This is a genomic window from Mesorhizobium sp. M3A.F.Ca.ET.175.01.1.1 (assembly GCF_004791945.1).
Lineage (GTDB): Bacteria > Pseudomonadota > Alphaproteobacteria > Rhizobiales > Rhizobiaceae > Mesorhizobium.
In genome coordinates this window covers 246,575-262,685 of sequence record NZ_SRTP01000003.1, presented here as the reverse complement: position 1 = coordinate 262,685, position 16,111 = coordinate 246,575, and the positions used below count along the sequence as shown (strand labels likewise).

Sequence of the window (16,111 nt, the reverse complement as noted above, 5' to 3'; positions counted from 1 at the left end):
TCAGCGGTTCCGCGTCACGCCTCCGGCTCACGCATGCGATATCCCATGCCCCGCACGGTTTCGATCATGTCGATGCCCATCTTCTTGCGAAGCCGGCCGACGAACACTTCGATGGTGTTGGAATCGCGGTCGAAATCCTGATCGTAGAGATGCTCGACCAGTTCGGTGCGCGATACCACCTCGCCCATATGGTGCATCAGATAGGCGAGCAGCCGGAACTCGTGCGAGGTGAGCTTGAGCGGGACGCCGTTGACGTCGGCCTTCGAGGCTTTGGTGTCGAGCCTCAGGGGCCCGCAGCTGATCTCGGACGAGGCATGGCCGGCGGCGCGCCGGATCAGCGCCCTGACCCGGGCCAGCACCTCCTCGATGTGAAAAGGCTTGGTGACATAGTCGTCCGCGCCGGCATCGATACCGGCCACTTTGTCGCTCCAGCGGTCGCGCGCCGTGAGAATGAGGACCGGCATCTTGCGGCCGCCGCGGCGCCAGCGCTCGACGACGCTGATGCCATCCATCTGCGGCAGGCCGATGTCGAGGACCACGGCATCATAGGGCTCGGTATCGCCGAGGAAATGCCCCTCCTCACCATCATAGGCGCGGTCGACGACATAACCGGCATCGACCAGCGCATCGGCCAGTTGCCGGTTAAGATCCTTGTCATCCTCGACGACGAGCACGCGCATGGTTCGAAGCCTGTTTTGCGGCGGAGGTATAGGCCGATTCCGCCGGCCTGGGAAACGATAGCGTCAGTCCAACGGGACCACGATCTCCGAGCGGCGCGGGCGCTGGCCCTCCTTGCCGGGAACGAGCACGACGATGACGCAGACCTGCCGGCCGCCGCGCGTCGCCTGCGAGGCCTTGGCAAGCGTGCCGCCATACTGCGCGGCAACCTGCTGGCCGATGGCATAGCAATCGCCGGCGGCAAGCACGACCGGCTGCTCGACCGACGGATCGATGGCCGGCATGGCGATCGCCTGCGACGCGAAAAGCGCGGCTGCGGCAAGCGCCAGCGTCACGGAGCGTATATGGGAGCCAAAGGTTTTCATGATCACGGTTCTAACGCATGCGTGCTGAACATGAAATGAACGGTGAACCGCCCGGAAAAACCATTGCCTGCAACCCCCATAGTATCGTTTTTGCGCAATTCCGGACGCAAAGCCGCTTCGCACTATTCCTGGAATGCTCCAACGCGAGACGAATGAGTCCTGCCGCCCGAAACCCCTCAAACCAAGCCCCGAATTCATAGCCGGAAAATCATCCGCACGGCTACGGTTTTCGGATGCAAAACTTTCGCCCTGCACTAGCTAGGTAGAACGTCCTGGTGATCATAGGAGCTACGATGCGAAGTGAGGACCTTGCCGAGCGTTACCGGGGCTACATCGCCTGCCTCAATGCCCAGGACTGGGACGATCTCGGCCGGTTCGTCGGCGAAGAGGTCCAGTATAACGGCGAGACGATCGGGCTTTCAGGATATCGCCGGATGCTGGAAGGCGACTTCGACGCCATTCCCGATCTGCGCTTCAACATCGAGTTGCTTGTCTCAGAGCCGCCGCGGGTAGCCGCCCGCCTGCATTTCGACTGCCGGCCCAAAGGCATGCTGTTCGGCATGCCGGTCAAGGGCGCGCGTGTTTCCTTCGCCGAGAACGTCTTCTACGAATTTCGCGATAGCCGAATATGCGAGGTCTGGGCGGTCATCGACAAGGCCGCAATCCAGGCTCAACTTGAAAGCTGAGGCCTAATTCAGGTGCTTTCCTGGGTGAGCGCGCGGAAGCGCAGCAGACCGTGATGGACGGTCAGGTCCTCGTCATAGCGCGCCTCGGCGAATTCGAGCGACAGGCGCGTCTGGCCGCGCGGTCCGATGGAAAGCGCCGCGCCGTCGAGGCGGGCCTTGATGCTATCCATGATGAGACGCGTTTCGGCCTCTCCCTGAGCCTTCGACCAGACATGCAGCGTAATGAGCTGATCGTTGTCATTGTCGGCGCCGGATTCGAGATCGAAGGCGCTGGTGCGGCCGTAGGTCACGTGGGGAAAGGCCGCTTTGTCACTTGCCTGCTCGAGCAGGCCGGCGCCGCCCAGCAGCGCCGACAACGATGCGTCCGTCTTCAGCCTCAGGAACAAGGCCTGCATCAAATCGCCAGGCGCCGTCATATGTCTTTCCTCTCGCCTGCCCTGTTCCCTTCGCAGCCTAGCGGCCTCGCATTGCTTTTGCCAGATCGCCGCGCGTTCTCTGCCGGCGATCTCCTCAAGGCTCACCGCTGATCAACGCCACATTGTCCCTGATCACGCCGCTGACGAAACGGATGACCGCCCGCACCGGCGCCTCATTGCCGATCTCGCGGCGATAGACAAGCGAAACGGGGTGGCTGCCGAGAATATCGGGCGTGAGCCGCACGATGCGGCTTTCCGGCTCTGCCCTCAACTCGGCGCCGGAAGCCTGTGCGGTTTTGCACAGGCGTGCGCGAAAATCGTCAATTGCCGGATCGCTCCGCCCGCGCGAGAATTTGCCGGATCGACGGCCCGGGCGCCGATTGCATTCGTTGCCGGGCGCAGGCCGGCTGACGAAGCGGGAGGCTGACGATGAACCTGCTGATCTTTGGCGCCTCCGGCGCGACGGGACGCGCGCTCGTCGCGGCGGCGCTGGCGCAGGGGCATAAGGTGCGCGCTTTCGTGCGCACACCGGGTAAACTTGACTTCAGTCATGAGCGTCTGAACATCGTCGTGGGCAATGTCGCCGACCGTCATGCGGTGGAGAGCGCCATTGCCGGGCACGATGCGGTGTTTAGTTGCCTCGGCGTCGGCGTGCCGCTGAAACACGACCCCGACGTGATCGCCGGTGTCGGTCACATCGTCGATGCGATGCGGCGGACCGGGCCGAGCCGCCTCATCTATCAATCTTTCCTCGGCGTCCGCGAGAGCCGCACGCAACTGGGGCCGCTGCTCGGCGGCATTATCGTGCCGCTCATGCTGCGCCATGAAGTGGCGGATCACGAAGCGAAGGAAGGCCTGATCGCCCGCTCAGGCCTCGACTGGACCATCGTGCGGCCGCCGAAGCTCGGCAATGGCCCGGCAAGCGGCCGGTTCCGCCATGGCAATGACATTCGGGCGACCTCGCTGCTTCCGACGCTGTCGCGCGCCGACGTGGCGGCCTTCATGCTCGCCCAGGTCAACGACACCACCTATTCGCGCAAGGCCGTCTCGCTGTTGCGCTGAACCTCACGACACCGGCGCGGCGCCGCCCTCTTGGGTGCGCCGCGCGATGAATTGGTCGAGCACGCCGGCGGTGGCAGCGGCTGCGGGCGGAGGCTGAAAGTCGGCCAAAATCCGCTTCCAGATCCCGGAGGCTCGCTCGGTGGCCGTCTTGCCGCCGGCCTGCGTCCAATTGCCGAAATTCGACCAGTCGGCCACAAGCGGCTCGTAGAAGGCGGTGCGGTAGCGCGTCATAGTATGGGCGGCGGAGAAGAAATGGCCGCCGGGCTGAACTTCGGCGATGGCTTCGAAGCCGATAGCGTCGGCATCGCCCGGCGTCTGCGCGCAAAGCTCGGCAACGGTCTGCAGCGCCTCGATGTCGGTGATCAGCTTCTCGAAGGAGACGCTCAAGCCGCCTTCCAGCCAGCCGGCGGCGTGGATGCAGACTGTCGAGCCGGCAAGCACCGAGCCCCACAGCGCGAACTGCGTTTCGTGCGCGGCCTGCGCATCGGAGATGTTGGCGGCGCTGCCGCCGCCGGAACGCCACGGCAACCCGGTGAAGCGCGCGAGCTGGCCGGCGCCCAAAGTGGCCTTGATGTGCTCCGGCGTTCCGAAGGCCGGCGCGCCCGATTTCATGTCGACATTGGAGGAGAAGGAGCCGTAGACCACCGGCGCGGCCGGACGCACGATCTGCGCGAGCGTCAACCCTGCCAGCGCCTCCGCATGCTGCAGCGTCAGCGCGCCGGCGACCGTGATCGGCGCCATAGCGCCCGCCAGGCAGAAGGGCGTGATGATCGACACCTGCCCGGCTCTGGCGAAGTCGATGATGCCCTGCGCCATCGGTATGTCGAGCTGGCGCGGCGAATTGGTGTTGATGACGGTGTAGCAATAGGCTCCGTCACGGAACTCGTCCTCGGACAGGCCGCGCGCCAGCCGGACCATCTCGAAGCCGTCCTCGACCTGGGGCGTGCCGCGCGCGAAAATGAAGGGAAGCTTGTCGGACAGCGTCAGTTGCGCGCGGTTGACCGCATAATGGCGAAAGCGGTTGTCGATATCCTGCGGCTCGATGCACGGGCCGAGCATATGCAGCACGTCGAAATGCTGCAGCAGCTTCATGAACTCTTCGAACGCGGCGAGCGTGCCCGGCCGCCGGCCGCGCTCAAGGTCGGTGACATTTGGCGCGCCGGAGCCGGCGAGGAAGGTCATCGAGCCGAGTTCGAGCGCGAGATCGCGGCAGCGGTCGCCGCCATACGTCTGGATGGAGCGGGGCGCCGAGGCGAGCGCCGCCGCGACCATGTCGCGGCCGATTCTCACCATCTGGCTGTCCTCGTCGACCAAGGCGCCCGCCTTGGCAAGAATGCTGCGCGCCTCGGGCAGCAGCACCTTGATCCCAAGTTCCTCGAGCACGCGCAGCGCCGTGTCGTGGATCGCCGCAACCTGATCTTCGGAAAAGACGGGCTGCGGCAGGAAGGGGTTCTTCAGCGAACGGTAGTTCGGACGGCGGCTCGACTCGCTGCCCGCTTCGCTCGTGCGTCCGCGCCGTCGTTCGCGCCGGACATCGCGCACCGCTTCGTCCATCACGTCGGGTCCTCCTCATGCCACGCCGGCCGTTCCAGGCCGACAATGTGCACGGAAAGCCGGCTCCCCTCCCCGGCGAAATCGCCCTCCGCCAACGCTTGGGCGACGCCCTTGCGATCTGCTGAGACCAGAGCAGCCTTCATCGGCTCGTTGGGGTACGGGTCAGCCATCCTGCCGCTCGCCTGCGCTGCTTCACCCGACAGAGCCGGCCGCCGGCACGCCCAATCAACCTTAGCGATCAACAAAGTTTGTGTGTGGCTTCGCTGCCCTTGTGAGCGGTGCTAAAATGGTCGAATAGTCTGGCAGGGTGTACGCTGACACTGCCCACATGCGGTTCGGTGGAAAGGCGCTGGGGCGGAATTCTGGAATGACAAGTCCTTTGAGACCACGCAAGAGAAGAGGCCGGATCGCTTCCGCCTTGCTTGCCGTCGACGCGTGGCTCGATACCTCGCTCTACGAGATCGGGTTCAAGGCGGGCCAATTCTGGGAAGCGGCGACCATCTTTTCCCGCCGCTTCCGCTTGCATGGCTGGCGGCGCGCCATCATCGAGGTGCTGAGCGAAGGCTTCACCATGGGCGCCGGCGGCTTCGTGGTGCTCCTGGCGCTGGCCATGCCGGCCTTCGAGATCACCGCCGGCGACTGGCGCAACCAGGGCGATTTCGCCGTCACCTTCCTCGACCGCTACGGCAACGAGATCGGCCAGCGCGGTATCATCCAGCGCGATTCCGTGCCGGTCGACGAAATGCCGGACCACGTCATCAAGGCGGTGCTGGCGACCGAGGACCGGCGCTTCTTCGACCATTACGGCATCGACGTTCTCGGCCTGTCGCGCGCCATCTTCGAGAATGTGCGCGCCAATTCGGTCGTGCAGGGCGGCTCCAGCATCACCCAGCAGCTCGCCAAGAACCTGTTCCTGTCCAACGAGCGCACCCTGGAGCGCAAGATCAAGGAGGCCTTCCTGTCGCTGTGGCTGGAGGCGAACCTTTCCAAGAAGGAGATCCTGCAGCTCTATCTCGACCGCGCCTATATGGGCGGCGGCACGTTCGGAATCGAGGCGGCGGCGGACTTCTATTTCGGCAAGAGCGTCAAGGACCTGAACCTCGCGGAAGCGGCGATGCTGGCCGGCCTGTTCAAGGCGCCGACCAAATACGCCCCGCACATCAACCTGCCGGCGGCGAGGGCGCGCGCCAATGTCGTGCTGTCCAACCTGGTCGACGCCGGCTTCATGACCGAAGGCCAGGTGCTGCAGGCACGGCTGCATCCGGCCGACATCGTCGATCGCGGCGAGCAGAAGAGCCCGGACTATTTCCTCGACTGGGCCTTCGACGAGGTCAAGAAGATCGCCAAAACCGGCCAGCACTCGCTGGTCGCCCACACGACCTTCGACGCCAACATCCAGAAGGCGGCGGAGGAATCGGTCGAGTTCCACCTCAGGCAATTCGGCAAAGAATACAACGTCACCGAAGGCGCTGTGGTGGTCATCGAGACCAACGGCGCCGTGCGCGCGATCGTCGGCGGCCGCGACTATGGCGCCAGCCAGTTCAACCGCGCCACCAAGGCGCTGCGCCAGACCGGCTCGTCGTTCAAGCCCTATGTCTATGCCACGGCGATGGAGCACGGCTTCACGCCCGACTCGGTGGTGTCGGGCGGCGCCGTCAGCTGGGGCAGTTGGTCACCGCATAACTACAGCGGCGGATCGGCCGGCAATGTCACGCTGCTGACGGCGATCGCCAAATCGATCAACACGGTGCCGGTGCGGCTCGCCAAGGACCATCTCGGCATCGGCCCGATCAAGGCGATGGCCGAATCGATGGGCGTGGAATCACCGCTGGAATCGCACAAGACCATGGTGCTCGGCACGTCGCTGATGACGGTGATGGACCAGGCGACGGGCTACAGCGTCTTTGCCCAGAACGGTTTCGTCGGCTCCAGGCACGGCATCACCCAACTCGTCACCCGGACCGGTGACGTGGTCTATGACTGGACCAAGGACGCGCCGCCGCCGCACCGCGTGCTTTCGGAACAGGCGCTGAAATACATGAACACCATGCTGGCGGCGGTGCCGGTGATCGGCACGGCCAGGCGCGCCCAGCTTCCCAACATCGTCGTCGCCGGCAAGACCGGCACGACGCAATCCTACCGCGACGCCTGGTTCGTCGGCTTCACCGGCAATTACACGGCCGCCGTGTGGCTCGGCAATGACGACTTCACCCCGACCAACAAGATGACCGGCGGTTCGCTGCCGGCGATGGTCTGGCAGCGCCTGATGGCCTATGCGCATCAGAACATCGACCTGAAGCCGATCCCTGGTCTCGATCATCCCTTCGTCGACCCGGAGGTCGCGGCCAAGGCCGAGGAGGCGGCGAAGAAGGAGGCAGACGACGCCACGGCGCAGGCCCAGGCCGAGCGTCCGCCGGTGCTCTCCAGCCGCACCACGCAGACGCTGCGGGACATGACCAGGGTGTTCCAGTCAGCCCCGGTTCTCGAGGCGCCCACCCCACCGGAGACGCTGTCGGCGCTTTAAGTTTTTGTTTTGATGCATGCCGTTGTCTCAGAACCGCCGCACACTTCTGAGCGACATGCATTAGAGAGTCCCACCGAAGCAGCCGGCTTGCCATGAGGGCCTGCCCCGCGATATCCCGAGCAACCTCCTCTTTGTCCGGCCTTCATGCTCAAGAACGCATTCCTCACACTGCTTTCGCTTGCTCTGGCCATCGGCCTCGGCGGCGGCAGCGTCTGGTATGCGCTCAATGCGCAGGACGGCGTCGGTGCGATCCGCATCGGTCAATGGACCGCCTTTCCCGATATCGGCACGCAAGGGGCCGATCCCTATTCGAAGGCGCGCGTGGCGCGCGAGGGCGTCCTGGCGCTCGGCCGCGCCGAGGGCTTGTCCTTCGTCGCCGAGCGCGACGAGACCGGCGAGCCGCTGAAGCGGCAATGCGCCTATACGATCGAAGGCGGATACCCGACGGCCCGCTTCTGGACGCTCTATGCCGCCGACCAGTCTCTCGGTGTCATCGACACCGGCAAGCCGAGGCCCGCCGCGCTGCAGTCCTACGATGTCCTGCGCAAGCCCGACAATATGGTCTCCATCTCGGTCGGCAACCGCCCGGCTCCAGGCAACTGGCTGCTGACCACCGGTTTCGGCAAGATGTATTTCGTGCTCACCTTCTACGACACACCGATCGCCAGCAGCACGGGCCTTTCCGACGTGACGCTGCCCCGCATCCTTAAGGCGGGCTGCAATGCGTAGGCTGCTCCACGCCCTGATCATCGGCCTCGTCGGCGCCGGCATCGTGCACATCACCGTGCTTTTGCTGGTGCCGGAATTTTCCGAGCGCGACGCCTGGTCGCGACTGGCGATGGCGTCCGATCTTTACAAGATGACGCGTCTCGACGCGGAGGCCGGCGGCGCGCCGGTGGTGAAATCCGTGGACCCGCTGTTCTATGCCGCGGCTTGCCGTTTCGATCTCACCGACGGGCTGGTGCGGATCAAGGCGCCGGGAGACGTGCCGTTCTGGTCGGCCTCGGTCTATGACCGCAGCGGCCACAACATCTATTCCTTCAACGATCACAATGCCAACAGCGGCAAGCTCGATGCGGTGGTGCTGACGCCGGCGCAGATGATCGATGTGCGACGCGATCTTCCGGAGGAGTTGCAGGGCGCGATCTTCGTCGAGGCGCCGATTGAGGAAGGCATATTCGTCGTCCGCGCCTTCGTGCCGGACGAGAGCTGGAAACCGATCGTGTCACGGTTTCTCGAGCAGAGCGCCTGCGAGTTGCCGGACTACTAGATTGTACCCTCAGTGATGCGGGACAGGAGGCCGCGGCGAACCTGGCTTGCCCGGATCAACGCCGCTTGGCCGCGCCTGGCCGCCCTGCGGCTGCTGCTCGTAGCGTACGCCGGGGAAAATGATGACCGCCGCCGCCGTGGCGGTGTCGTGACTTGCTCGATTTATGCGTGCCGTTCTCGGCACAAATGACAGGACCATGCCCATGGTTCGCGCATTCCTCTCGGTTTGACCGGAGCACAACGCAACGCCTCCAAACTGGATTAAGGCGGCCAGAGGGTTAACGGAGCGCTAACGGATCGCCGCTAATTTGATGTTTGTTTCTGGCAAACGCGAAATCGGCCCGACCGATCCAGCGAGGCCAGGGTTGTGTCGAGTATCGGGCGTATCCACCGTGTCTTCTTCGGATTTCAGGCACATCGCTATCCGGACCGAAGCGGGAAAAGCCGAGAGGCTGTTCCGCGCCGCAGTGTCGGCCTTCTGCTCGCTGACGCGGCCGTCGCGCCGCGAGATCGCCCAACTCGAGGATCTGACGCTGCCGCTGTTCGACGACGTCTCGGTCGAATCGCGGCGCTATGTCGCCGCGGCGCTGTCGGAGTGTGAATATGCCCCGACGGCCCTGGTGCGACGGCTCGCCGAGGAGCCGGTCGAGACGGCGGCTCCCCTGCTCATCCGCTCGAAGGCACTGAGCGATATCGACCTCATCGCGCTGATCGGCCGCCATGGCCTGCCGCATGCCCGCGCGATCGCGCGGCGCAAAGGGCTCAACCAAACGATTGCCGACCTGATCCGCGCCCTGGAGAAGCCGACGCTCGTTAAGACGCGCCAACCGGAGACGGTCACGAAACTACCGACTTCCGGCACCTCCGCCGCCGACCATCACCCGCCTGCCGGAGAAGCCGGGGAGAATGCTCGGCGCCGGCTGCGCTCGATGATGCGGCCGGCGGGCGACGTCACCGTCAACACGTTCCTTGGTCAGCCGGCCTATGCGAAGCTGCGCGAGACGGCGCTGACCGGCAATGCCGCCTTCTTCCAGACAGCTCTTGCCGATGCGCTGGAGGTCGACTTTGCCACCGCCCGCTCGGTGACCGAGCAATCGACCTATGCAAGCCTGCTTGCGGCGCTCAGGGCACTCGACCTCAGTGAGGACACCGCTTTCCTGATCGCGGTCGCGGTCTATCCCGGCGAGTTCCCGCACCCGCAGGCGATTCGACTTTTCCTCGATCGCTACCGGCTGCTGCATCGCGAAGCGGCGCTCGACAAGGTGCGGGCCTGGAAGGCCGAGACCCTGTCGAGGAGAATCCGCGGCAAGGCAAGCAATCCGGCGGCCGCCGAGCGCCAGGCAACGACCAACGCGGCTTCGGCCGCTGGCCTCAAGGCGTCCTGAAGCTCACCTATTCTGTTCTTAAGGAAAGAAGTTCCTCGACCGGGACCGCACCCGCCTCGATCTCGACCACCCAGATGTCCGGGTCGAACCGCTTTTCCTTTTCCAGCCGCGCATCGAATGCCGAGGCATCATCGCTGCAATCGAGCAAGGTGAAGAAGCGCTCGTCGGGCTTTGCTGAATCGTAACTGGTCTGCGGCGCCGGTCCGTAAAGGGCGACCTCGCCCAACCGGCCGCGCGCCAAAACGAAGACGGCGCCTGCCTCAGTCGCGCCACGTTTGACCACGGCGGCAAAGCCGCCTGCCGTGAAGGCACGGCGCAGCAGGGCCGACACCCACAGATCGGTGGTCACGCGCATGGAAAGGTTCCGAATGACATGCGCGGTCCCTTACAGCATCGAGCCCGCGATATGGAAGGTGCTCACAGCTGTTGCTGCGGCCTAAAGGAAGAGCCCGCAATTGCTCGGGAGTGCCTTAGAACCGGTTCTCGAACAGCTCCGGCGTGATATTCCGTCCACCGTAGAAGATTCCCAAGATCAGTACGCGTTCGCTCTCGACGGCAAAGGCGATACTGACGGTCCGGCGATAGCCGACAATGCGCAAACCAGGCACGATCTCGGTCTGCTCGGTACCTCGCAACGGAAACGTCGCGAGATTGCGGCAATGATCGCGAATGCCACTGACGAAATTCCAGGCGATCGCGGGCGAAGCGCGCCCCGCGATCTGCTCGTAGAGTTCCTCAAGTTCGGCTTTTGCCTGGGATGGAAAACGACCTCATGCGCCATCTCCTACTTGGCTTTCGCCAGGTTAGCGCGATGGCGCGCCTCGAGTTCAGAGAAGACCGAGTCGGCCGCAATGGCCTTAGCCGGATCGTGCCGAAGATCGGCGAGACGGGATGGTATTTCACGATGCAGCCACTTTTCCCGTTCGGCCTCGAAATCTTCCAGCATCCGCAAGCCCGCGCGCACTACCTCGCTGGCATTGTTGTAGCGACCGGATTCGACCTGCCTGCGGATGAAGTTCTCATAGTGAGCGGTAAGGGCATAGTTTGGCATCGTAACCTCCTGCCTCAGCGCAGGAATATAGCAATAGATGTAAGCTATTGGAACCTTCAGGCTGAGGCACGCTCCAGGGAGAGCGCGGACCATCGCCGATGCAGATCCCCGGTCGAGGAATCCTGTTCGCCCGAACGCAACTTTTTCAGTTCGTCAGACCGACCTCGCGCATCTTGACGTAGACGGCCTCGTCGGGCTCGCCGGTCTCGGGCAGGCCGAAGAGCGCCTGGAATTCCTTGATAGCGGATTTGGTGCGGGCGCCGACGACGCCGTCGAGCTGCATGTCGTTGTTGCCGAATGCCTTGAGGCCGGCCTGGATCTTGACGATGCGAGCATCCGGGGCTGCGCCATTGGCGGGTGCGGAGACCGGGATCGGAGCAGGAACCGCGGCCGGCTCGGATGCGGCGCTGGCCGGCCGCGGCGCCGGGTGCGGAATGGCAGACGTCGTCTGGCGTGCGCCGATCTGGTCAAGCAGCGCATCATCGATGGTGCCGGATGACGGCAGTCCGACCTTGAGCTGATAGGCTTGAATGGCCTTGCGGGTGGCCGGTCCCGAAAGGCCGTCAACCGCACCGTCGTAGAAGTTCAGATCCTTCAATATGCTCTGCACTTGCTGGACAACCGGATCCGGCTTGACCGGCGCCTGTCGTACGATGTTGATCGTGGTCTCGGGCTCGTTGGAGACGGTATCCGGAAATTTCTCGATGCTGCGGGTGGCGAAGAAAGCGCCGGTGTGCGGATAAGGCTGATACCAGAGCGCATTGGCGGAAACATAGAAGAGCGTCACCAGGAAGGCGGTCGATCCGCCGACCAGAACGGGATTGCGCGAGATCATCTGGCCGACCGCGACGGCGCCCTCGCCCAGGACGCCGCGCTCAGGTTCGATCACCTTAGGCCGTCTTGCGGAGCGAGCCATTTCTCTCCCCATTCGCTTCCCCCTTCGGCTTCGCCGCCGGCATCGGCAGCACGCCGTTCGAAGGCGCATCCGATCGCCGCTTCGGCCCGTTGACCGGCAGGCTGATCGTCACCGTGGTGCCCTCGCCCGGCGCGCTTTCGATCGACATCGTGCCGTCGTGCAGCGCCACCAAACCCTTGACCAGGGACAGGCCGAGACCCGTTCCTTCGAAACGGCGCGTGTAGTCGTTCTGGATCTGCGTGAACGGCTTGCCGAGATTGGCGAAATCCTCTTGCGCGATGCCGATGCCCGTGTCGCTTACCCAGAAATGCAGCCGCGAGCCGACGCGCTTGGCGCCGATCACCACGTCGCCGCCATCGGGTGTGAACTTCACCGCGTTCGACACGAGATTGATCAGGATCTGCTGCACGGCGCGGCGGTCGGCATTGATCTCGCCTGCGTCCGGCGCGATCTGCGCGTCGAGCGCGATGCTCTTTGCCTGCGCCAGCGGCTGCATCATCGACCGGCACATCTCGACCGCCTCGATGAAGCGGAACGGCTCCATCTCAGTTGCATAGGCGCCGGCCTCGATGCGTGAGACGTCGAGGATCGATGTGACGACCGACAGAAGATGCTGGCCGGACTCCCTCACCAGGCCGACATATTCCTTCTGGCGCGGATCGCGAAAGGCCCCGAACATCTCGTGCAGCAGCATGTCGGAGAAGCCGATGATGGCATTGAGCGGGGTGCGCAGCTCGTGGCTGACCACCGCCAGGAAGCGGCTCTTGGCCACCTCGGCGGCCGCGGCGGCTTCCCTGGCTGCGGCGAGTTCCTCGCGCAGTGTCGCGACGACATCGTTTTCGCGCAGCACGAAGGTGAAGACATCCTGGTCGACATCGCCGTGCATCAGCTCCAGGCAAAACGGACGAAAATTGTCGGCCGTGCCGGCGCCGTCGCGGGGCAGCCGGATGCGCAGGTCCAGCCGGCGCCTCGGCGCGCCCTCGCGCATGTCGGCGAGCGCGGTGAGATAGGCGACGCGATCGGAAAGGTGGATGCGGTCGAACAGGCCGGTCCCGAACAGCAGCTCCGGCGCCAGCTTCAGGATGGAGCGGGCCTTGCCCGAGGCGTCGAGCACTTCGCCCTGGCGGCCGACGCGCAGCACGACCGCCTCGACAATGTCTTCGAGACGGTCGGCAGCAGGCTCAGCCTGGCGCGTTCCGGCCGAATTGGCGACGGCGCCGGCGCGCGGCAGGAGCGTCAATGCCCAGGCGAACGGCAGCAGCCAATGCCAGGCGGCGATCGCAGTCGCGCCCAGCGGCAGCAAGTGGCCGGCGAATGACTGCAGCAGAATGCCGACAACCGCCACAAGCCCGCCGAACAGCGCCGCGCGCCGGGAACCAGCGATCCACCACGCTTCGACCGGCAGCGCCACGGCAAGCAGAGCAACCGGGGAGGCAAGGCCGCCTGCCGCGGCAATGGCGCCGGCCAGGGCGAACCCGCCGACGGCGAGCGCGGCCTGCGCTGCGAACACCATGCGGCCTGACGCCGCCACCAGGAGCGCCGTGAACCAGCAGAGGCCAAAAGCAGCAAAGATCGTGGCCACCGTGACGGCCGCGCCGAGGCCGGAGGTGACCAGCGTCACCGCGGCGCCGGCGGCAAGGAAGGGAGCGGCGAGCATGACACCGATGAAGCGGCGCTGGTGCTGGCGGTCAGCCTCCCCTGTCACGGTTGGATGCACCATGCGTTCACAGCCGGCCGCCATTGCGCCAGGCAGTTGAACGTATCTGGCCGTCATCGAACTCAATGCAGTACCCGGTCGTGAACTGCCTGCTACGCAGGTGACTCTTGCTTGGCTTGAAACTCGCATCCAGCGTTTAAGGAATGGATAAGGCTGAGGAGGTCATCGCCTCGCTCCCGGCAAATATTGGTATGCCGAAGCCGCAAACTCCGCCGATCTGCGGCCATGGTAAATGGAGGGTTAGCCGCGACTGACGCTACAAATTGAGCGGCCTGCATCGCAAGCGCCAGCGTGCTTGCGAAAACGTCCTTTCGAAACAATGGCATAGATGGTTATCATGACGTTAAGACCATCGGCGGCCTTTGAGTAAAAAGGCAGCTGCAAATCCGATCGTTTCGAATTCGTGTAAAATTTGAGGAAAATTCGCGGCTTTCGCGCAAGCCGACTTTTGCGTGGATGTGCCACTATACTGCCCATAAAAGAGGTCATGCCGATGATGCATGATCCTGTCACGGACGAGAGGGCATCGAGATGGGCTTTCTGATCAGGATGGCATTCTGGTTTTCGCTGGTGCTGCTCGCGCTGCCGCTCAGCGTCGGCTCCGGCGAGGACGGGCGCCAGGCGGTCGGGCCGATCCAGGCACTGTTTGCGGCGCGCGAAGCGGTCGGCGACATTGCCGGCATCTGCGAGCGCAAGCCGGATGTATGCGAGACCGGAAAGTCGGCCATGCACACCATTTCGGTCCGGGCCAAGGAAACCGCCAAGATCGCCGCCGCGATGCTGGATGATCAGGGGTCGGAGCAACCGGCCGGGTCGGCGAAGGTTGCGGACACGTCGGACGAAACCACCGGCAGCGTCGCCGAAGACATCGTGCTGCCCGCCAAGGTCGACATCCCGGTGATGCTGACGGCGAAGAACTGAGATCTGTTTTCAGCCGCTCACTCGGCTTCATTTGATTTGGGGCAATTCCGGACGACAACCGTTCACACTTTTCCTGGAGTTGCGCTTACGCCGCGGGCCCGTCCGACCTCTCGACGCCCGCGGCGGTTTCTTTTTCCGTGACGTGGCCGCACCGCGTCACTATATGCGGGGCAATGACGACCTCGATCCAGACGATCCGCGACGACTTCTCCCTGCTCGACGAGTGGGAGGACCGCTATCGCTATGTGATCGAGCTCGGCGAGGCGCTGCCGCCGTTTCCCGACGAAGAGCGCACCGCCGCCAACAAGGTGCCGGGCTGCGTCAGTCAGGTCTGGCTCACCACCGACCAGGGGCCGGGCGTGGATCCCGTGATCAGCTTCAAGGGCGATTCGGACGCTCATATCGTGCGCGGTCTGGTCGCCATCATGCTGGCGCTGTTTTCCGGCCGGGCGGCGAGCGAAATTCAGAAAACCGACGCCGAGACGACGCTGAAGGAACTCGGCCTCGACGAGCATCTATCGCCGCAGCGCGCCAACGGCCTGCGTTCGATGGTCAAGCGCATCAAGCGTGACGCGGAAGTTGCCCTGAAGCAGACCGCCTGACGCGCCTTCACATTAGAGCGCGCCGCGCTGAAAGGGGTTCAGGCGATGCGCTTTGAGTGTTTGTTTTGATGCATGTCGTTGTCTCAGAACCGTTGCACACTTCTGAGCGACATGCATTAGCGGTCCCGAACAGCAAAACGGCGCCTCACGGGCGCCGTCGAATTGCTGAAGCAAATGCGCAATCAGCGCCCCTTGCGCTTACGGCCGAGCCCCATCTTCTTGGCCAGTTGCGAACGTGCCGCGGCGTAGTTGGGAGCGACCATCGGATAGTTGGCGTCCAAGCCCCACTTCTCGCGGTATTCTTCCGGGGTGAGGCTGTAGTGGGTCATCAGGTGGCGCTTCAGCGACTTGAACTTCTTGCCGTCCTCGAGACAGACGATGTAGTCGTCGTGGACGGAACGCTTCGGATTGACAGCCGGCTTCTGCTTCTCAGCCGACGGCTGCTCGGCCGCGCCGCCGACGCGACCGAGCGCGGCATGGACATCGGCGATCAGGTTAGGCAGTTCGCCGACCGGTACTGGATTGTTGCTGACATAGGCGGCGACGACATCGGCGGTTAGCTCGATCAGTGCGTCACTATTTCTGGAAGGTGTTTCGACGATATCCATTGTGCTCAGGCCCCAACGAGAGTTGTTTTTTAACTGCGCCCTTTTTTCAGATCGGGCATGGCGCGAATTTCACGCAGGAAAGCCTCTACGATTCGCGTCGCGTTATCTTAATGGCGCTGGGGCGCAAGTAAGTCAATTCACAAAAAGAATTATATTGAGCGCTGTCTATCAAATATTGCGGTTTCAGCTTCAAAAAACCGTGCGCCATGTAACTTAGCGAGATTTTTCTGGCCAGACCAGCATAACGTGACGCGGCGTCACTCAAGCTTTACCCAGAGAGCGACCACGCCAATCGACCGCTTATGCTTGGCTAATGCTTGAAAATCCGACGGGATGCAACGGCATATCGCAGGTTGC

The 16,111-nt window shown here is 63.8% G+C and carries 20 protein-coding genes; 8 read left to right on the top strand and 12 right to left on the bottom strand.

Going from position 1 to position 16,111, the window contains the following annotated elements; translation table 11 throughout:
* Positions 1-14: 14 nt before the first annotated feature.
* The gene (locus EN818_RS09185; RefSeq protein ID WP_095805675.1) at positions 15-680 is read right to left on the bottom strand and encodes a response regulator transcription factor; all 666 of its coding nucleotides are present in this window, start codon (positions 678-680) and stop codon (positions 15-17) included.
* A 63-nt stretch (positions 681-743) separates the two neighbouring features.
* The gene (locus EN818_RS09180; RefSeq protein ID WP_095805674.1) at positions 744-1,043 is read right to left on the bottom strand and encodes a hypothetical protein; all 300 of its coding nucleotides are present in this window, start codon (positions 1,041-1,043) and stop codon (positions 744-746) included.
* A gap of 293 nt (positions 1,044-1,336) precedes the next feature.
* Here EN818_RS09180 and EN818_RS09175 point away from each other — a divergent pair, with 293 nt between their 5' ends.
* Entirely contained in the window at positions 1,337-1,729 is a 393-nt protein-coding gene (locus tag EN818_RS09175) for an ester cyclase (RefSeq protein ID WP_135904415.1), read from the top strand.
* Between the two features lie 8 nt (positions 1,730-1,737).
* On the opposite strand, the gene EN818_RS09170 is transcribed toward EN818_RS09175, so the two are convergent.
* Both EN818_RS09170 and EN818_RS32605 read right to left on the bottom strand, forming a co-directional pair.
* Positions 1,738-2,145, bottom strand: coding sequence for a DUF3168 domain-containing protein (locus EN818_RS09170; protein WP_095805673.1), 408 nt, complete (start codon positions 2,143-2,145; stop codon positions 1,738-1,740).
* A 94-nt stretch (positions 2,146-2,239) separates the two neighbouring features.
* Positions 2,240-2,389 (bottom strand): hypothetical protein, encoded by a 150-nt coding sequence (locus EN818_RS32605; protein WP_176478354.1) that lies wholly within the window; start codon positions 2,387-2,389, stop codon positions 2,240-2,242.
* A 185-nt stretch (positions 2,390-2,574) separates the two neighbouring features.
* On the opposite strand from EN818_RS32605, the gene EN818_RS09165 reads away from it, so the two are divergent.
* On the top strand, positions 2,575-3,207 hold the full coding sequence (locus EN818_RS09165; RefSeq protein ID WP_095805672.1) for an SDR family oxidoreductase: 633 nt from the start codon (positions 2,575-2,577) through the stop codon (positions 3,205-3,207).
* A 3-nt stretch (positions 3,208-3,210) separates the two neighbouring features.
* On the opposite strand, the gene EN818_RS09160 is transcribed toward EN818_RS09165, so the two are convergent.
* Both EN818_RS09160 and EN818_RS32600 read right to left on the bottom strand, forming a co-directional pair.
* Positions 3,211-4,764, bottom strand: a complete 1,554-nt coding sequence (locus EN818_RS09160) for a trimethylamine methyltransferase family protein (RefSeq protein ID WP_135904413.1) — start codon at positions 4,762-4,764, stop codon at positions 3,211-3,213.
* Positions 4,761-4,931: a hypothetical protein gene (locus tag EN818_RS32600; protein ID WP_176478353.1), complete on the bottom strand. Its 171-nt coding sequence runs from the start codon at positions 4,929-4,931 to the stop codon at positions 4,761-4,763. Before EN818_RS32600 ends, EN818_RS09160 begins: the two co-directional genes overlap by 4 nt.
* 197 nt (positions 4,932-5,128) lie before the next feature.
* On the opposite strand from EN818_RS32600, the gene EN818_RS09155 reads away from it, so the two are divergent.
* From EN818_RS09155 to EN818_RS09135, 4 genes are all read left to right on the top strand, one after another.
* A complete protein-coding gene (locus EN818_RS09155; protein WP_095805669.1) occupies positions 5,129-7,285 on the top strand; it encodes a penicillin-binding protein 1A in 2,157 nt (718 codons plus the stop codon).
* Between the two features lie 144 nt (positions 7,286-7,429).
* Positions 7,430-8,014, top strand: coding sequence for a DUF1214 domain-containing protein (locus EN818_RS09150; RefSeq protein WP_095805668.1), 585 nt, complete (start codon positions 7,430-7,432; stop codon positions 8,012-8,014).
* Positions 8,007-8,555 (top strand): DUF1254 domain-containing protein, encoded by a 549-nt coding sequence (locus tag EN818_RS09145; RefSeq protein ID WP_095805667.1) that lies wholly within the window; start codon positions 8,007-8,009, stop codon positions 8,553-8,555. The genes EN818_RS09150 and EN818_RS09145 overlap by 8 nt, the downstream gene beginning before the upstream one ends.
* Positions 8,556-8,946: 391 nt before the next feature.
* The gene (locus EN818_RS09135) at positions 8,947-9,939 is read left to right on the top strand and encodes a DUF2336 domain-containing protein (protein ID WP_095805665.1); all 993 of its coding nucleotides are present in this window, start codon (positions 8,947-8,949) and stop codon (positions 9,937-9,939) included.
* 7 nt (positions 9,940-9,946) lie between these two features.
* Here the strand turns inward: EN818_RS09135 and EN818_RS09130 are convergent, their stop codons facing one another.
* The 5 genes from EN818_RS09130 to EN818_RS09110 form a co-directional block, all read right to left on the bottom strand.
* Complete coding sequence (locus EN818_RS09130; RefSeq protein WP_095805664.1) at positions 9,947-10,294, bottom strand: DUF1491 family protein; 348 nt, start codon at positions 10,292-10,294, stop codon at positions 9,947-9,949.
* Between the two features lie 115 nt (positions 10,295-10,409).
* A complete protein-coding gene (locus EN818_RS09125; protein ID WP_135904410.1) occupies positions 10,410-10,658 on the bottom strand; it encodes a type II toxin-antitoxin system RelE/ParE family toxin in 249 nt (82 codons plus the stop codon).
* 65 nt (positions 10,659-10,723) lie between these two features.
* Positions 10,724-10,990 carry a type II toxin-antitoxin system ParD family antitoxin gene (locus tag EN818_RS09120; protein ID WP_095805819.1) on the bottom strand — a complete coding sequence of 89 codons (267 nt, stop codon included), beginning with the start codon at positions 10,988-10,990 and terminating at the stop codon, positions 10,724-10,726.
* A 145-nt stretch (positions 10,991-11,135) separates the two neighbouring features.
* A complete protein-coding gene (locus EN818_RS09115) occupies positions 11,136-11,906 on the bottom strand; it encodes a peptidoglycan-binding protein (protein WP_135904408.1) in 771 nt (256 codons plus the stop codon).
* Entirely contained in the window at positions 11,881-13,626 is a 1,746-nt protein-coding gene (locus tag EN818_RS09110; RefSeq protein ID WP_095805818.1) for a HAMP domain-containing sensor histidine kinase, read from the bottom strand. Before EN818_RS09110 ends, EN818_RS09115 begins: the two co-directional genes overlap by 26 nt.
* A gap of 528 nt (positions 13,627-14,154) precedes the next feature.
* Between EN818_RS09110 and EN818_RS09105 the strand changes: the two genes are divergently transcribed.
* Both EN818_RS09105 and EN818_RS09100 read left to right on the top strand, forming a co-directional pair.
* The gene (locus tag EN818_RS09105; protein ID WP_095805661.1) at positions 14,155-14,544 is read left to right on the top strand and encodes a DUF5330 domain-containing protein; all 390 of its coding nucleotides are present in this window, start codon (positions 14,155-14,157) and stop codon (positions 14,542-14,544) included.
* A 173-nt stretch (positions 14,545-14,717) separates the two neighbouring features.
* On the top strand, positions 14,718-15,146 hold the full coding sequence (locus EN818_RS09100) for a SufE family protein (protein WP_095805660.1): 429 nt from the start codon (positions 14,718-14,720) through the stop codon (positions 15,144-15,146).
* Positions 15,147-15,328: 182 nt separating this feature from the next.
* Here the strand turns inward: EN818_RS09100 and EN818_RS09095 are convergent, their stop codons facing one another.
* Positions 15,329-15,754: a MucR family transcriptional regulator gene (locus tag EN818_RS09095; RefSeq protein ID WP_095805659.1), complete on the bottom strand. Its 426-nt coding sequence runs from the start codon at positions 15,752-15,754 to the stop codon at positions 15,329-15,331.
* Between the last annotated feature and the right edge of the window lie 357 nt (positions 15,755-16,111).

Excerpts from the sequence above, each read along its gene's own strand:
- EN818_RS09185 (WP_095805675.1), bottom strand. The coding sequence starts at position 680 with ATGCGCGTGCTCGTCGTCGAGGATGACAAGGATCTTAACCGGCAACTG.
- EN818_RS09180 (WP_095805674.1), bottom strand. The coding sequence starts at position 1,043 with ATGAAAACCTTTGGCTCCCATATACGCTCCGTGACGCTGGCGCTTGCC.
- EN818_RS09175 (WP_135904415.1), top strand. The coding sequence starts at position 1,337 with ATGCGAAGTGAGGACCTTGCCGAGCGTTACCGGGGCTACATCGCCTGC.
- EN818_RS09170 (WP_095805673.1), bottom strand. The coding sequence starts at position 2,145 with ATGACGGCGCCTGGCGATTTGATGCAGGCCTTGTTCCTGAGGCTGAAG.
- EN818_RS09165 (WP_095805672.1), top strand. The coding sequence starts at position 2,575 with ATGAACCTGCTGATCTTTGGCGCCTCCGGCGCGACGGGACGCGCGCTC.
- EN818_RS32600 (WP_176478353.1), bottom strand. The coding sequence starts at position 4,931 with ATGGCTGACCCGTACCCCAACGAGCCGATGAAGGCTGCTCTGGTCTCA.
- EN818_RS09155 (WP_095805669.1), top strand. The coding sequence starts at position 5,129 with ATGACAAGTCCTTTGAGACCACGCAAGAGAAGAGGCCGGATCGCTTCC.
- EN818_RS09150 (WP_095805668.1), top strand. The coding sequence starts at position 7,430 with ATGCTCAAGAACGCATTCCTCACACTGCTTTCGCTTGCTCTGGCCATC.
- EN818_RS09145 (WP_095805667.1), top strand. The coding sequence starts at position 8,007 with ATGCGTAGGCTGCTCCACGCCCTGATCATCGGCCTCGTCGGCGCCGGC.
- EN818_RS09130 (WP_095805664.1), bottom strand. The coding sequence starts at position 10,294 with ATGCGCGTGACCACCGATCTGTGGGTGTCGGCCCTGCTGCGCCGTGCC.
- EN818_RS09120 (WP_095805819.1), bottom strand. The coding sequence starts at position 10,990 with ATGCCAAACTATGCCCTTACCGCTCACTATGAGAACTTCATCCGCAGG.
- EN818_RS09115 (WP_135904408.1), bottom strand. The coding sequence starts at position 11,906 with ATGGCTCGCTCCGCAAGACGGCCTAAGGTGATCGAACCTGAGCGCGGC.
- EN818_RS09110 (WP_095805818.1), bottom strand. The coding sequence starts at position 13,626 with ATGGTGCATCCAACCGTGACAGGGGAGGCTGACCGCCAGCACCAGCGC.
- EN818_RS09105 (WP_095805661.1), top strand. The coding sequence starts at position 14,155 with ATGGGCTTTCTGATCAGGATGGCATTCTGGTTTTCGCTGGTGCTGCTC.
- EN818_RS09100 (WP_095805660.1), top strand. The coding sequence starts at position 14,718 with ATGACGACCTCGATCCAGACGATCCGCGACGACTTCTCCCTGCTCGAC.
- EN818_RS09095 (WP_095805659.1), bottom strand. The coding sequence starts at position 15,754 with ATGGATATCGTCGAAACACCTTCCAGAAATAGTGACGCACTGATCGAG.